This window comes from Microbacterium sp. zg-Y1090 (assembly GCF_030246945.1).
GTDB lineage: Bacteria > Actinomycetota > Actinomycetes > Actinomycetales > Microbacteriaceae > Microbacterium > Microbacterium wangruii.
Genome location: NZ_CP126742.1, coordinates 844,466 through 858,750 on the forward strand (window position 1 = coordinate 844,466; position 14,285 = coordinate 858,750).

13 protein-coding genes and 1 tRNA gene are annotated in these 14,285 nt (G+C 70.7%); 7 read left to right on the forward strand and 7 right to left on the reverse strand.

The window, feature by feature from the left end; translation table 11 throughout:
* The first annotated feature begins 1 nt into the window (after nt 1).
* On the forward strand, nt 2-436 hold the full coding sequence (locus QNO26_RS03930; RefSeq protein ID WP_257525897.1) for a pyrimidine dimer DNA glycosylase/endonuclease V: 435 nt from the start codon (nt 2-4) through the stop codon (nt 434-436).
* 778 nt (nt 437-1,214) lie between these two features.
* Here the strand turns inward: QNO26_RS03930 and QNO26_RS03935 are convergent.
* Together QNO26_RS03935 and QNO26_RS03940 are read right to left on the reverse strand one after the other, a co-directional pair.
* Nucleotides 1,215-2,456, reverse strand: a complete 1,242-nt coding sequence (locus tag QNO26_RS03935; protein WP_257525896.1) for an RNA polymerase sigma factor — start codon at nt 2,454-2,456, stop codon at nt 1,215-1,217.
* Nucleotides 2,457-2,474: 18 nt separating this feature from the next.
* Complete coding sequence (locus QNO26_RS03940) at nt 2,475-2,933, reverse strand: YciI family protein (RefSeq protein ID WP_257525895.1); 459 nt, start codon at nt 2,931-2,933, stop codon at nt 2,475-2,477.
* A gap of 97 nt (nt 2,934-3,030) precedes the next feature.
* Between QNO26_RS03940 and QNO26_RS03945 the strand changes: the two genes are divergently transcribed.
* The 3 genes from QNO26_RS03945 (at nt 3,031) to QNO26_RS03955 (ending at nt 5,742) form a co-directional block, all read left to right on the forward strand.
* Nucleotides 3,031-3,672 (forward strand): thymidine kinase, encoded by a 642-nt coding sequence (locus tag QNO26_RS03945; RefSeq protein ID WP_257525894.1) that lies wholly within the window; start codon nt 3,031-3,033, stop codon nt 3,670-3,672.
* Nucleotides 3,673-3,751: 79 nt separating this feature from the next.
* A complete protein-coding gene (locus QNO26_RS03950; protein ID WP_257525893.1) occupies nt 3,752-4,450 on the forward strand; it encodes a FadR/GntR family transcriptional regulator in 699 nt (232 codons plus the stop codon).
* A 14-nt stretch (nt 4,451-4,464) separates the two neighbouring features.
* A complete protein-coding gene (locus tag QNO26_RS03955) occupies nt 4,465-5,742 on the forward strand; it encodes an alpha-hydroxy acid oxidase (protein WP_257525890.1) in 1,278 nt (425 codons plus the stop codon).
* A 461-nt stretch (nt 5,743-6,203) separates the two neighbouring features.
* On the opposite strand, the gene QNO26_RS03960 is transcribed toward QNO26_RS03955, so the two are convergent.
* The 4 genes from QNO26_RS03960 to QNO26_RS03975 form a co-directional block, all read right to left on the reverse strand.
* On the reverse strand, nt 6,204-6,971 hold the full coding sequence (locus QNO26_RS03960) for an HAD-IIB family hydrolase (protein ID WP_257525889.1): 768 nt from the start codon (nt 6,969-6,971) through the stop codon (nt 6,204-6,206).
* A gap of 69 nt (nt 6,972-7,040) precedes the next feature.
* A tRNA-Pro gene (locus QNO26_RS03965) sits at nt 7,041-7,114 on the reverse strand.
* A gap of 87 nt (nt 7,115-7,201) precedes the next feature.
* Nucleotides 7,202-8,134 carry a metallophosphoesterase gene (locus QNO26_RS03970; protein ID WP_257525888.1) on the reverse strand — a complete coding sequence of 311 codons (933 nt, stop codon included), beginning with the start codon at nt 8,132-8,134 and terminating at the stop codon, nt 7,202-7,204.
* Nucleotides 8,127-10,712 (reverse strand): transglycosylase domain-containing protein, encoded by a 2,586-nt coding sequence (locus tag QNO26_RS03975; protein WP_257525887.1) that lies wholly within the window; start codon nt 10,710-10,712, stop codon nt 8,127-8,129. Before QNO26_RS03975 ends, QNO26_RS03970 begins: the two co-directional genes overlap by 8 nt.
* A gap of 108 nt (nt 10,713-10,820) precedes the next feature.
* Between QNO26_RS03975 and sp36 the strand changes: the two genes are divergently transcribed.
* Nucleotides 10,821-11,042: a Sp36 family protein gene (gene sp36 / locus QNO26_RS03980; RefSeq protein WP_257525886.1), complete on the forward strand. Its 222-nt coding sequence runs from the start codon at nt 10,821-10,823 to the stop codon at nt 11,040-11,042.
* The gene (locus QNO26_RS03985) at nt 11,039-11,506 is read left to right on the forward strand and encodes a RidA family protein (RefSeq protein WP_257525885.1); all 468 of its coding nucleotides are present in this window, start codon (nt 11,039-11,041) and stop codon (nt 11,504-11,506) included. Before sp36 ends, QNO26_RS03985 begins: the two co-directional genes overlap by 4 nt.
* A 132-nt stretch (nt 11,507-11,638) precedes the next feature.
* Here the strand turns inward: QNO26_RS03985 and QNO26_RS03990 are convergent, their stop codons facing one another.
* Nucleotides 11,639-13,471: a hypothetical protein gene (locus QNO26_RS03990; RefSeq protein WP_257525990.1), complete on the reverse strand. Its 1,833-nt coding sequence runs from the start codon at nt 13,469-13,471 to the stop codon at nt 11,639-11,641.
* 231 nt (nt 13,472-13,702) lie between these two features.
* On the opposite strand from QNO26_RS03990, the gene QNO26_RS03995 reads away from it, so the two are divergent.
* The gene (locus QNO26_RS03995) at nt 13,703-14,272 is read left to right on the forward strand and encodes a TetR/AcrR family transcriptional regulator (RefSeq protein WP_257525884.1); all 570 of its coding nucleotides are present in this window, start codon (nt 13,703-13,705) and stop codon (nt 14,270-14,272) included.
* The last annotated feature ends 13 nt before the right edge of the window (nt 14,273-14,285 follow it).

Sequence of the window (14,285 nt, forward strand, 5' to 3'; positions counted from 1 at the left end):
CGTGCGCCTGTGGTCGCTGCACCCTGCGGTGCTCGACCGCGCGGCGCTGGTCGCCTGCTGGCGTGAGGGCCTGCTGGCGCAGGCGGTGCTCGCGGGCGCGACCCGCGGGTACACGCGGCATCCGCAGCTCGAACGGTTCCGCGCCTGCGCCGACCCCCAGGACGCCATCGGGCACTTCCTCGCGGCGGTGCAGGCGGAGGCCACCGCACGCGGATACCGCTTCGATGCGACGCGCATCCGGCGAGCGGGCGCCGCGAACCCCGCCATCCCCGTGACCGACGGGCAGCTCGCCTTCGAACTCGAGCACCTTCGGCGCAAGGTCGCCGAGCGGTCGCCGGAGTGGCTGCTGCGCCTGCCCATCGCGGGCGCCGCGGTGCCTGCCGGGCCGTCGTTCGTCGCGGTGCCCGGGCCCGTCGCCACGTGGGAGCGGCCCTAGCCCGGCGGCGGAGCCGCGGCCGGCCTGCGGGGGCGCGCGGCGCGGCGCGCGCGGCGCGGGCCGCGCGGCGCGGGTTTGGGTCGCGTATCGGTTCCCGAGCCGGGTGTTGCGGGGGTTTGGGTCGTGTATCGGTTCCCGAACGTGGGGTGGCCGTGGCGGCGGGGGTTCGGGTCGCGTATCGGTTCCCGACCCGGGTGTTGCGGGGGTTTGGGTCGCGTGTCGGTTCCCGAGCCGGGTGTTGCGGGGGTTCGGGGCGCGTATCGGTTCCCGACCCGGGTGTTGCGCGGGTTTGGGTCGCGTATCGGGTTCCCGAACGTGGGGTGGCCGTGGCCGCAGGGGTTCGGGGCGCGTATCGGTTCCCGAGCCGGGTGTTGCGGGGGTTTGGGTCGCGTATCGGTTCCCGAACGTGGGGTGGCCGTGGCCGCGGGGGTTCGGGTCGCGTGTCGGTTCCCGAGCCGGGTGTTGCGGGGGTTTGGGTCGTGTATCGGTTCCCGAACGTGGGGTGGCCGTGGCGGCGGGGGTTTGGGGCGCGTATCGGTTCCCGAACCGCCTGGTCGGTGGTCGCGGTACTCGTTCTCGCGCTCACGGTCGCGGTCACGGCGCTGATCTGGCTGGCGTGGGCGGCGAAGCGGATGCCGGCGGGGCAGGTCCTGGGCCGGACGCTGCTCGTGATCTTCGTGCCGGCCGTCGGCGCGATCGCCTGGCTCGTGGGCGACCTGCGCGCAGGGGCAGCGGCCCGCAGACGAAGCGAGCTTGCCGTCGCTCCGCCTGACCGGGGTCAGAGCGCAGCGGCCTTGCCGCGCAGCACTGCAGCCTCGCGCTCATTCGCAGTGAGCTTCGCCGCTGCCAGCAGCTCGGTTCGCGCTTCGTCGGCGCGACCCAGTCGTGCCAGCAGCTCGCCGCGCACGCTCGGCAGCAGGTGCGAACCGCGCAGGGCGCCCTCGGACCGCAGCTCGTCGACGATCCGCAGTGCCGTCGCCGGCCCGGTGGCCATCGACACCGCCACCGCGCGGTTGAGCGCGACGACCGGACTCGGGGCGACCCGCCCGAGGGCTTCGTAGAGCAGCACGATCCGCTCCCAGTCGGTCTCAGCGACGCTCGGCGCGACGGCGTGACACAGGGCGATCGCCGCCTGCAGCGCGTACGGGCCGCGGCCGCGGCCGGCGGCATCCGCCCGAGCCAGCGCCGCCGCGCCGCGGATGATCTGCGCGCGGTCCCACCGTGAGCGGTCCTGATCGGTGAGCAGCACCGGTGAGCCGTCACGGGCGGTGCGCGCGGCGAACCGCGACGACTGCAGCTCCATCAGCGCGACGAGGGCGTGGGCCTCCGGCTCGCGGGGGACCAGGCCCGCCAGCACCCGGCCGAGCCGCAGCGCCTCTGCCGCGAGCTCCTCACGCACCCACCGGTCGCCGCCGGTGGCCGCGTAGCCCTCGGTGTAGACGAGGTACACGACGCCGAGCACGCCGCGCAGGCGCTCGCGCCACTCGGAGGGTTCGGGTGTCTCGAACGGCACCCGTGCCGCAGCGAGCGTCTTCTTCGCCCTCGTGATGCGCGCCTGCACCGTCGGCACCGGCACCAGCAGCATCCGCGCGATCTCCTGCGTCGACAGCCCGCCCACGACGCGCAGAGTGAGCGCGATCTGCGAAGTGGGGGAGAGCACCGGGTGGCACGCGGTGAACACCAGTCGCAGCACGTCGTCGTCGATCGGCTCATCGGCCTCCGCGGGGGGTACGGCGAGAGCGGCTGTCGGGTCCGCGGCGATCGCACGGTAGCGCTCGTCGCGGGCGCTCCGCCGCCGCCAGGCGTCGATCACACGCCGACGGGCGACGGCGGTCAGCCACGCGCCGGGACGGCGCGGGATGCCGGCATCCGGCCATGTCTGCAGCGCCTCGACGAGCGCCTCCTGAGCGGCATCCTCCGCCAGTCCGATGTCGCCGGTGGTCTTGGCGAGCACCGCGATGATACGCGGTCCCTCGATGCGCCAGACGGCGTCGATCTCGCGCGCCGTGCGGTCCGTCATCATCTCACTCCCGGCCGCTCACGGCCCGTCGGCACCGGAGGGGATGCCCTCGCCGGCGGCGGTGTCCAGTTCACGGCGCCACTGCTTCTCCTTCTGGATGTACTCGTTGTCCTCGTAGGCGGCGAAGTCGGAGTCGTCGGTCATCCGCCGCACCTCGATCTTGTTGCCAGGGCCGAGCGGTGCGCGGCTGGCCCACTCCACGGCCTCCTCCTGCGTGCCGACCTGGATCGTCCAGAACCCGTTGAACAGCTCGTGGGTCTCTCCGTACGGGCCATCGGTGATGATCGGCTCGTCGGCGGTGAACTCCACGACGGCACCCTGCGCGGCATCCGTCAGACCATCGCCTCCGAGCAGCACACCGGCCTTCATCATGGACTCGTTGTAGGCGCCCATCGCGTTGATGACGGCCTCGAAGTCCATGTCCTCGTAACTCTGCTCAGAGCCGCTGTTGCGCATGATGAGCATGTACTTCGCCATGATGTTCCCCTTTTGTCTCGGCGGGAGCCCGAGCGGCCCCTCCACTATCGCGTCGAACGGGCGCGGGCGGAATCGACATCCTGCGTAGACTTCCGTGGTGGCCAAACTGTACTTCCGCTACGGGGCGATGAACTCCGGCAAGTCGACGGCTCTGCTGCAGGCGGCGTACAACTACGAGGAGCGCGGTCAGCACGTCCTGCTCGCGAAGCCCGCCATCGACACGAAGGGCGCGGGGGAGATCTCGAGCCGGCTGGGCATGACCCGGCCCGTGGACTTCCTCATCTCCCCGGATGCCGACCTGCGTGCGCTCTTCTCCGAGCACCGGGCGCGCGTGCGGGCGGAGGCGGCCGCGGCGCTCGTGCCGGACGGCCCCACCGACGTGGCGTGCCTGCTGGTGGACGAAGCGCAGTTCCTCACCCGCGAGCAGGTCGACGACCTGCTGCGGATCACGGTGGAGGAGGGGGTGCCGGTGCTGGCATATGGCATCCGCACCGACTTCCAGACGCGCGCGTTCCCCGGTTCGGCGAGACTCATGGAGCTGTCCCACTCGCTGGAGGAGCTCAAGACCATCTGCCGCTGCGGTCGCAAGGCGCTGTTCAACGCGCGCCTGGTGGGTGGGCGCTTCGTCTTCGACGGCGACCAGGTCGCCATCGACGAGCTCTCAGCCGACCGGGTCACCTACGAGTCGATGTGCGCGGAGTGCTATCTGCGTGCCTCCGGCGGTCGGCTCGACGGCTGACCTCGCGCAGTGCGTGGGGTTGCATGGTCTGACCACTGCGACTATCGTGGTCGGGCCACGAAGGGGAGGACCTGCGCCGATGACGGACACCACGACGCCGCCCGCGCGCGCCTGGAAGACCGTGCTCGACAAGATCGAGACGGATCTGCTGGAGGGCCGGCTCGGCCCCGGCGATCGCCTTCCCTCGGAGCGCGACCTCGTCGCCCAGCTGGGCGTGGGGCGCTCCAGCGTCCGCGAGGCCTTGCGGGTCCTCGAGGTCATGGGGCTCATCCGCACGGGCACCGGCTCCGGACCGTCCGCCGGGGCGATCGTGATCTCCTCGCCCACCGGCGGCATGTCTGCCTTCCTGCGGCTGCAGGTGGCTGCGCAGGGCTTCCCCATCGATGACGTCGTCGCCACGCGCCTGTTCGTCGAGGAATGGGTGGTGGGGACCCTCGCCCACGCTGCCTCACCGGATCTCGCCACGGCACGTGCCACCGTCGAAGCGATGGATGCCGCACCCCTGCCGCCGACGGAGTTCCTGGCGCTCGACGCCCAGTTCCACTACGCCCTGGCCGCAGCATCGGGCAACACGGTGGTGGCGGCCACCATGGCAGGGCTGCGCTCGGCCATCGAGGGCTACACCGCAGAGGTCGCCGGCCGCGTAGCCGACTGGGATGCCGCCTCGGAGCGCCTGCGACACGAGCACCATGAGATCCTCGCCGCCATCGACGCCGGCGACGCCGAACGCGCACGCGCCCTCATCCCCCAGCACATCTCCGGGTACTACGTACCCTGATCGGAAGGACTCCCATGGTCCAGCGCCAGTTGCCCAAGCCCGCCGAACTGCTCGAGCTGATGCAGTTCAAGAAGCCCGAGTTCAACGCCACCAAGCGCCGCCTTGACAGTGCCCTGACCATCGGTGACCTGCGCAAGATCGCCAAGCGTCGCACGCCGAAGGCGGCGTTCGACTACACCGATGGCGCGGCCGAGGGTGAGCTGTCCCTGGCCCGAGCCCGTCAGGCCTTCGAGGACATCGAGTTCCACCCGGATGTGCTGCGTCCCGCCGAGCACGTCGACACGTCCGTCGAGATCCTGGGCGGACGCTCGGCGCTGCCCTTCGGTATCGCGCCCACCGGATTCACTCGACTGATGCAGACCGAGGGGGAGACCGCCGGCGCGGGTGCGGCGGCTGCCGCCGGCATCCCGTTCACGCTCTCCACGCTCGGGACGACGTCTATCGAGGACGTCAAGTCCACCAACCCGCACGGGCGCAACTGGTTCCAGCTCTACGTGATGCGCGACCGCGACATCTCGTACGGGCTGGCGAAGCGCGCGGCCGAAGCCGGATTCGACACGCTGATGTTCACCGTCGACACACCCATCGCCGGGGCGCGCCTGCGCGACAAGCGCAACGGGTTCTCGATCCCGCCGCAGCTGACGCTGGGTACGATCCTCAACGCGATTCCGCGGCCGTGGTGGTGGATCGACTTCCTCACCACCCCGAAGCTCGAGTTCGCGTCGCTGTCGACCACCGGCGGCACGGTCGGCGAGCTGCTGAACGCGGCGATGGACCCCACCATCAGCTACGACGATCTCGAGATCATCCGCGGCATCTGGCCCGGCAAGATCGTCATCAAGGGCGTGCAGAACGTCGCGGACAGCAAGCGGCTGATCGACCTCGGCGTCGACGGCATCATCCTCTCCAACCACGGCGGCCGTCAGCTGGACCGTGCCCCGATCCCGTTCCACCTGCTGCCGCAGGTCGTGCGCGAGGTCGGCAAGGATGCCACCGTGATGGTCGACACGGGCATCATGAACGGTGCCGACATCGTGGCGTCGATGGCGCTCGGGGCGAAGTTCACCCTTATCGGCCGCGCCTACCTGTACGGCCTGATGGCGGGCGGCCGGGCGGGTGTCGACCGGACTATCGAGATCCTCCGCACCGAGATCGAGCGGACGATGGCGCTGCTGGGCGTCTCGAGCATCGAGGAACTCGAGCCGCGTCACGTCACGCAGCTGCAGCGGCTCACGCCGGTGGGCCAGCCGACGCGTGCGGTGCGCCCGCAGCAGGTGCCCGCGCGGGGCTGACGCGCCGTTCGTCGCCCGCGCCGGGGCTTCCGCGCGTGCGCGGCCGCCGCGCGCGCCGCGCGCGCACCTCGTCGCGCGCTTCGACGCGCGCTTCGACGCGCGCTTCGAGTGTCGCGAACGGTGGGTTGCGGTGCGGGGTACCCGCCCTTTGCGACACCGGAGCGGCGCGGGCGAGCGTGGCGTGGGCGCGCGGCGGGGAGCGCGCGGGGTCGTCGCGCGCTTCGAGTGTCGCGAACGGTGGGTTTGCGGTGCGGGATACCCGCCCTTTGCGACACCGGAGCGGCGCGGGGGAGCGTGGCGTGGGCGCGCGGGGCATCGCGCGCTTCGAGTGTCGCGAACGGTGGGTCGAGGCGCGGGGAACCCGCCCTTCGTGACACCGGAGCGGCGCGGGGGGCCGCGAGGCGGCGCGGGGGAGCGGCGCGGGAGGCCGCGAGGCGGGCGCGGCGCCCGCGGCGGGGGAACTAAACCCGGACGGGAAGGGTGGGGATGAGGCCCTCGAGGTACGTGGCGGTGTCCTCCCAGCCCTCGACGGCGTGGCAGGCGACGCCCATGGCCAGCACGGGGTAGTCGTTGCCGTCCGGGTCGAGGCGGTCGCCCACGAAGAGCATGTCGTCCAGGTCGATGCCGGTCTGCTCCGACAGCTGTCGCATGCCGTACGCCTTGTCGATGCCGCGGTGGGTGATGTCCACGGAGGTGGACCCGCCCGAGCGCACCTCGAGGTCGGGAACGCGGGCAGCGACCGCCTCGCGCAGGGCGTTCTTCTTCTCGCCGGTGGGGTCCCACGCGACCTTGGCATCCAGGGGCGCGGTCTGACCGAGGGCGGAGAAGGTGATCTGCGAGCCGCGGTCCTCGAGGATGTCTCCCCAGGTCTCGGTCTCCCACAGGCCCAGACGCCGCGCCTCTTCCTCCACCGCAGCCATCGCGCGAGTCTTCTCGTCGTCGGTGAGGCTGTGCGCATAGACGGTCTCGATGCCGGCCGCGGACAGGCGGTAGTACTGCGTGCCGCAGGTGGGCATGAGGTGCAGAGACCCCAGCACCTCGGCAGATGCCGGCGGGAGGTTCTCCACGACCTGCGAGCGGAACTGCTGCAGCTGACCGCCGGAGATGATGGCCACCTCGACGCGGCGCGCGAGCTCGACGAGCAGTTCGCCGATGCGGGGGTCGATCGCGCTCTTGGAGGGCGCCAGGGTGTCGTCGAGATCGAACGCGACGAGGCGGGGGATCGGCATGATGGCTCCTCGGTGTTGCGTGGCCGTTCTACACGAAGGGCCCCACCTCGCGGTGGAGCCCTTCTGCTGTCGGGGTGACAGGATTTGAACCTGCGGCCTCGTCGTCCCGAACGACGCGCGCTACCAAGCTGCGCCACACCCCGTGGCAACCCTCCTAGCCTACCCGATCAGAGGCGATGCTCCGAACCGGTGTGCATCGCGGGCGCGCCGCGCACACGGCATTCCGGCGGTCATGCCCGCGGGACGAGCGTGAGCAGCGACGCCTCCGGCCGGCATCCGAAGCGCACGGGGGCGTAGATCGAGTGGCCGATGCCCGCGCTCACGTTCAGCGGCACGGTGCGCGCGGCAGCGGTCCAGGAGCTGAGCCCGCGTGCCTGTCGCAGCGGGATGTCGCAGTTGGCCACCAGCGCGGCGGGCGAGCCGGGGATGCGCACCTGCCCGCCGTGGGTGTGCCCGGCGATGAGCAGGTCCGCCCCGTGGGCGGTGAAATCGTCGAGGACGCGCCGGTAGGGGGCGTGGGTGACCCCGAGGTCGAGGTCGGCCCGCGGCATCCCCACGAGCGCGGCATCGACCGCGTCGAGGTCGTCCCAGTCGCGGTGTGCGTCGCTCACGCCGAAGGCGCGGATGCCGATGCCCCCGGCATCCAGCGTCGTCGCGGTGTTGTTGAGGTCCGCCCAGCCGAGCTCGTCGGTGAAGAACGCGTCGAGCGCGTCGGTGTCGAGGCGCTCGGGGCTGCGCGGCTTGTCGGACGGCCCCATGAAATAGCGCAGCGGGTTGCGTGGGCTCGGGGCGGCCAGGTCGTTGGAGCCGTGCACGAAGACACCCGGGATGCCGGCGAAGGGAGCAAAGGCTTCGCGGACGCCGCGCAGCCCGTCGATGTGACCCAGGTTGTCACCGGTGTTGACCACGAGGTCCGGCTGCAGGTCGATCAGCGACGCGATCCAGCGCTGCTTGCGCCGCTGCCAGGGCGCCATGTGCGCGTCGGAGACGTGCAGCACGCGCAGTGGGCGGGTTCCCGGGGGGAGCACAGCGAGCTCGTGCCGCCGCACCGTGTACAGGTGCCGTTCGATGCCGATGCCCCACACGGCTGCGGCGGCGCCCAGCGCCCCCACCGCCGCGAAGGCGGTGAGGGCGCTGCGCGGGGCGCTGCCCCGGTCAGCCACAGATCAGAGTGATCTGCGCGGAGCGACCGGTGACCGTTCCCGCCGCCGGGTCGGTGCCGGTGACCTTGGGCTGGCTGGGCGGACGCGCGTCTTCGTCGTCGTCATCGTCGCCGGGCGGAGTCGGCGCGGGACAGGGCGTGATGGCCGTGAACCCGGCGCTGCGCAGGGCGTCGCGGGCCTTGTCCGCGCTCATCCCCGCCACGGTCGGCACGGCGATCCCCTGACCATTGCTGGGGCGGATCGTCACGGTCGTGCCACCGGGAACCCGGCCGGGGCCGGGATCCTGCACGGTGACGGTGCCGGCGGGCTCGACGCCGTCGACAGGGTCGCCGACGATGACGCTGAACCCGGCATCCTGGATGACGTCGGTGGCCTGCTCAACCGTGAGACCGACGACATTCGGCAGGTCGGCGTACACGCGCCGGGACAGGTTCGCGTCGGGACCGGGGAACTGGTCGCCGCCGTACTTGGCGTTCGCTGCGCGCTGCAGCTCCGGCCAGATCGCGTGACGCATGCGCCACAGCGGGTACCCGTTGGCCCACAGCCTGTTCAGCTCGGACTCGCCGATGACGTTGCCGACCCACACGGCGCTGGCGACCTTCGTCGAGCTGCCGATCATCCACGTCTGGAACTGCTGGTGGATACCGGTCTTGCCGATGAGGGGCACGCCGTCGAAGGTGCGCGACGGTGTCGCGGAGCCGTTCGCCAGCACGTTCTGCAGGACGTAGGCGGCGGTGTTCGCCACCGACTCATCGAGCACGCGCGAGCAGGTGGTTTCCGGCAGCGGAAGCTCCTCGCCCTTGGAGTTGGTGATCCTGTCGATGACCTTCGGCTGGCAGTAGATGCCGCCCGAGGCGATGGTCGCGTACACGCCGGCCATGTCGATCGGGGCGATGTTCATCGAGCCGAGGATCGAGTACGGCGCGTTGAGGTCAGGGTAGGAGGCGTCGGCCTCATACGTCTTGTGGCCGTCGGCGAGCGTCACTCCGAGGCGGTCCGCCACCTTGTTCACGTCGCAGACCGTCAGCTTCTCGGCCATGGCGAAGAATCCGCTGTTGAGGGAGTCCGCGGTGAACTGGAAGGGGGTAGCGGTGTAGCCGCGCGAGTCTTCGAAGTTGCCGATCCGCACGCCGTCGACCGGCTGCACGCCCTGGCCGCACCCGCGGTCGATGTTGAACGTGCGCACACGGCCGTTGAGGACCTCGTTGATCGAGTGGCCCTTCTCGAGCCAGTCCAGCAGCGTGAACACCTTGTAGGTGGATCCGACGTTGAAGCCGTTGGATCCACCGTTGGCCTTGCGGGTGTTGAAGTTGATCGACGAGAACGACCGGTCGGCCTCCAGCTGCGCGGCCGACTGCGAATAGCGCGTGTTCTGCACCATCGAGAGCACGCGCCCGGTGCCCACCTCGATCTGCACACCGGTCGAGCCGAGCTCGATGCCCTCCATCGTGGCGGGGACGATCGAGATCGCCTCCTCGGCGGGAATCTGCAGCCCGAGGTCCAGAGTCGTATAGATGCGGTAGCCGCCGCGCCGCAGGTTCTGCTTGCGCTCGTCGGGCGTCTCACCGAAGACGGGGTCGTTCTCGACCGTGGTGCGCACCAGGTCGCAGAAGTAGGCCGAGCCGCCGGCCATCTGGCAACCCTGGTCGGTGGGGGTGATGTTCGGCGTGATCGGCTCCGCGGAGGCAGCCGCGTGCTCTTCCTTGGTGATCTTGCCGTCGGCCAGCATGCGGTCGAGGACGTAATCGCGACGATTCAGCGTCTTGGCGTAGCCGTTCGCCTCACCGTTCGTCTCGCTGTCCGGACGATCGATGCGGTAGCCGTTGGGTTCCTGCACCATCCCGGCGAGGGTCGCAGCCTGGCTCAGCGAGAGGTTCGCGGCATCCACGCCGAAGTAGTACTTCGCCGCGGCGCCGATGCCGTAGTTCTGGCCGCCGAAGTTGACGATGTTGAGGTAGCCGAGAAGGATCTCGTCCTTCGTGTAGCTCTTCTCGAGCTGGATCGCGTAGCGCATCTCCTGGAGCTTGCGCTGCAGGCCGCCCTCGGAGACGTCGGAGTTGGTCGCCTCCCAGTAGCAGGCGTCACGTTCCTCGTCGGATGCCGCATCCTCTTCGCAACGCTGCACGAGGATGTTCTTGACGTACTGCTGGCTGATCGACGAGCCACCGCGGCTCGAGGTGCCGCGGACGTTGGCGAGCACCGCGCTCATCGTGCCGGCGAGGTCGACCCCGCCGTGGCGGTAGAAGTTCTTGTCCTCACTGGACAGCACCGCGTCATAGACGAGGGGGCTGATCTGGTCGAACTCGAGCGGCACGCGGTTCTGGTCGTAGAAACGCGCGAGCAGCTGCGGCTGGTCGTTCACCGTGGCGTAGATCTCCGTGGCCTCCATGAGGTCGTCGATCTCGAGATAGCTCGGCATGTTGTCGAACATCGAGATCGCGTTGCTCGCGGCGTAACCGGAGACGGCGATCGCGGGGGTGACCGTGGCGGTGACGAGGATGCCTGCGACGGTGCTGAGTCCGACCAGTCCCAGGAGTCCGCCGAGCACGCCGCTGGCTGTCCGTTTCTTGTGGGGCATAGGCTTGATGCTAGGCCAGAACCCTGGGGAAAGTCCCGACAGGACACCCGTGCGTCGTGACGCCCGGACGAGTGAGGGACCGCCCCACGACCGAGACACGGAGCCCCGATGACCACGTGGGAATACCTCACCACCCCCCTGCTGATCCACAACACCGCCGCCATCCTCAACAACTGGGGCAAGCAGGGGTGGGAGCTGGTGCAGGTGGTGACCGGGCCCGAAGGCGGGCTCGTCGCCTATCTGAAGCGGCCCGTCGGCGGCGGGTCCGACAACGCCGGGCTGGGCGCCGCAGCGCAGGCAGCCCGACAGTTCGAAGGAGAGGGCGCATGAGCGTCTCCGCGCGTCTGAGTGAACTCGGCATCGAGCTTCCCTCGGTGGTGCCCCCGGTCGCGGCATACGTCCCCGCGAAGGTTCACGGAGACCTGGTGTACACGGCAGGGCAGCTCCCGATGGTGTCGGGCGCTCTGCCGGCGACCGGAAAGGTCGGCGACGGCCACGGCCTGGTGCCGGCAGCGGATGCCGCCGCCTACGCGCGGCAGTGCGCGCTCAACGCGGTGGCGGCCGCCGCGGCCGCCGCGGGCGGTGTGGACCGGCTCACGGGAGTGCTGAAGGTCACCGCGTTCGTGGCATCCGTGCCGGAGTTCACCGGTCAGCCCGGCGTCGTCAACGGCGCCAGCGAGGTGCTCGGCGAGATCTTCGGCGACGCCGGACGGCACGCCCGCTCCGCTGTCGGGGTTCCGGTGCTGCCGCTGGACAGCCCGGTCGAGGTCGAGGTCGTCTTCACCCTCGCCTGAGGGGCGCCGGGTGGCCCTGCTGCGGGCGGGTGGGTACGCCGCCCCCGGGCGCAGGCAGAATCCCCGGGACAGGACGTTTCGGCATGAATTGTCCTGTCCCGGGGATTTCTCCTGTGTGCGGAAGGTCGTCGCTCAGACCGCCATGGGGGTGCGACGGCGCAGCACGGATGCCACGGTGAAGAGGACCGCGCCGCCGACCAGCAGGCCGAGGCCGGCTGCCGCCGGCGGGGTGACCGCACCGCCGGTCACCGCGAGCTGGTCGCGCTGCGCGGTCACCGCGAGCTCGTCGCGCTGCACGGTGACGTCCGAGATCAGCACGATGCCCAGGTCGCGGTAGTCGAGGATGAGGTGGTGCGCGCCGCTGGGCACAGCACCCAGGTCGAACGAGCCGGTGACGGTGCCGCGGTCCCACTGCACTGTTCCGATCGCCACCGGTGTGGAGCGCATGTTGCCGATGATGTTCGAGCGGGAATCCTGCATCTTCTTGACGAAGTTCGTCATGACGTCGAAGGCCTCGTTGCGCCTGTTGCTGAGGCTCTGCAGGCGGAGCATGTCCATCTGCTGGCTGTTGGCGGCGGAGTCCATCTCGGTCATCAGCACCACGCGGAGGGCCTCCGCGTGCGGCCGTGCGTTCGCGGCGGTCGCATCGATGAACGGATGCACGGCGCCGCTGGCTTTCGCGGCGGCGACGGCGGCGGCGAAGGCGCGGTCGGTCGGTGAGGCCAGATATGCGTTCAGGGCGTTCAGGGCCTCGTTCATCAGGCCGATCCTCTGGTTGCGTGCCTGCACGTCCGTGATCTGTGCGGCCAGCTGCTGTTCGAGTTGCGTGGCGCGCTGCGACTGCACCATCATCAGTGCCGTCTCGAGATCGATCGACGCGATGTTGATCCCGGCGAGCGAGACCGAACCGGCGCCCGACCCCATCGCGGCGAGCACGGGGGCCTGTGCCTGGCGGAGCGCGGGCGCCTGCGCCGCCGCCACCTGCCAGGCGAGGCCGAGGACCTGGCCCACATCGTTGACCAGCGGCACGGTGTCGTTGGGTGTTGCGGTCTGGGCGAGCAGTTGGTCCAGGCCGCCTTCGGAGATGTCGCTGAGCGCCGGCCCGAGCGCAGAGGCGCCGCCCAGAGCCAGTGGCGCGGGGGACGACGGCGGATCAGGCGTGGGGGCGGGAGCAGGGGCGGGCGCGGGCGCCGGAGCCGGGGCGGGCGCGGGCGCCGGAGCCGGAGCCGGGGCGGGCGTCGGATCCGGCGTCGGAGCCGGGGTGGGCGTCGGACTCGGGTCGGGCGTCGGTGTGGGCACCGGCGTCGGGGTCGGGGTCGGGGCCGGGCCCTGTGCTGCCAGCGCGAAGGTGCGATCGACGGTCAGCGCAGCGGGGCCGGAGTCGCCGCGCGGCAGTGCGAACGGCGGGTTCGCGGCGGGCTGGTCCGGCGCGAGGGCGTAACCGTGCGGGGGGATCAGCGAGACGCTGTAGTCGTCGGCCGAGGACGTCGGCAGGGTGCCGCCGGTGAACGAGCCGTCAGCGGCGAGCGGGATCCGCTGCACCGTGATGCCGCCGCTGGAGACGACCAGCACTGCGCCGCTGAGATCGCTCATCGGCTCGCCGTCCGCCGTGGCGGCGGCGGTCCCGGCGATCGTCCCGTAGTCGCCGCGGAAGGTGACGGCGACCGGATCCGGTGCGGCCAGCGCGAACTCTGTGCGCATCTTCGTCTGCTCGAGGTCGCCGGCGGCGCCGGGCCAGACGGCATCCACCACAGCCTGCGACGCGTCGCTCTCGACCTCGAGCAGCACCGCGCCGTCGGGGCCGGTCGTACCCTCGGCGAGGCCGGGGCCGTCGCCGTACGGGTCCCGCACGGTGACCTGCACGCCTGCGAGCGGAGCGGGGGAGGCTCCGTCGTCGATGCTGACGACGACGGTGACCGGATACGTGGTGCCGACGTCGGCGTGGGCCGCCGTCGGCACGGTCATCAGGACCAGCCCTGCGACGCTGATGATCGCCCCGGTGACTCGGGCTCGGGTGGCGAGGGGATGGGGGCGCGTCCGCGGTGACATGCACGGCCTTTCTGTGGTTTTAGGCCAAGTATGGACTCCGTACAAAGTTGAGCACAAATCAGCCCGGCGTACAGTGGATGCTCGAACCGAGGAGGCCGGATGCCCGAGGGATTGCGGGAGCGCAAGAGGCGCGCGTCGAGGCGCGCGATGGAACGCGCAGCAGTGGACATCGCCTACGCGGAGGGGGTGGCCGCGGTCACCGTGGAACGCGTCTGCGAAGCGGCGATGGTCTCGCGCAGCACGTTCTTCAACTACTTCTCCTCGCTGGAGCAGGCCATCTTCGGGTCGGCGCTCGATTACGATCCCGAACTCACGGAGCGCATCCTCGACCGGTACCCGGATGATCTCGTCCGTGCGGCGAGCCTCATCGTCATGGAGTCGGTACTCGGCCAGGCCGACGACGAGGTGACCAGTCGCCGATTCGCACTCTTCGCACGCGAACCGGGCACGACGAGCAGGGTCTCGTGGTCCAGCCATGAGAGCCGCGAGCGCCTCATCGCCGTCGTCGCGGACTGGCTCGACCGGCATCCGGAGCGTGCACGGCTCGCCGACGCCGACCATCAGACCGAGGCGCGTCTCACCGTGTCGTTCTCCATCATGCTCGGCGACGAGGTGCAGCGCTTCGCTCGGGAGGTCGACGGGGTCGTGCAGATCGACCCCGAGGCGTTCCGTACGGCACGGCACCGGATGGCGGCGATCAGCGCTCCGATCGACTGAGCGCCGCCGTCCG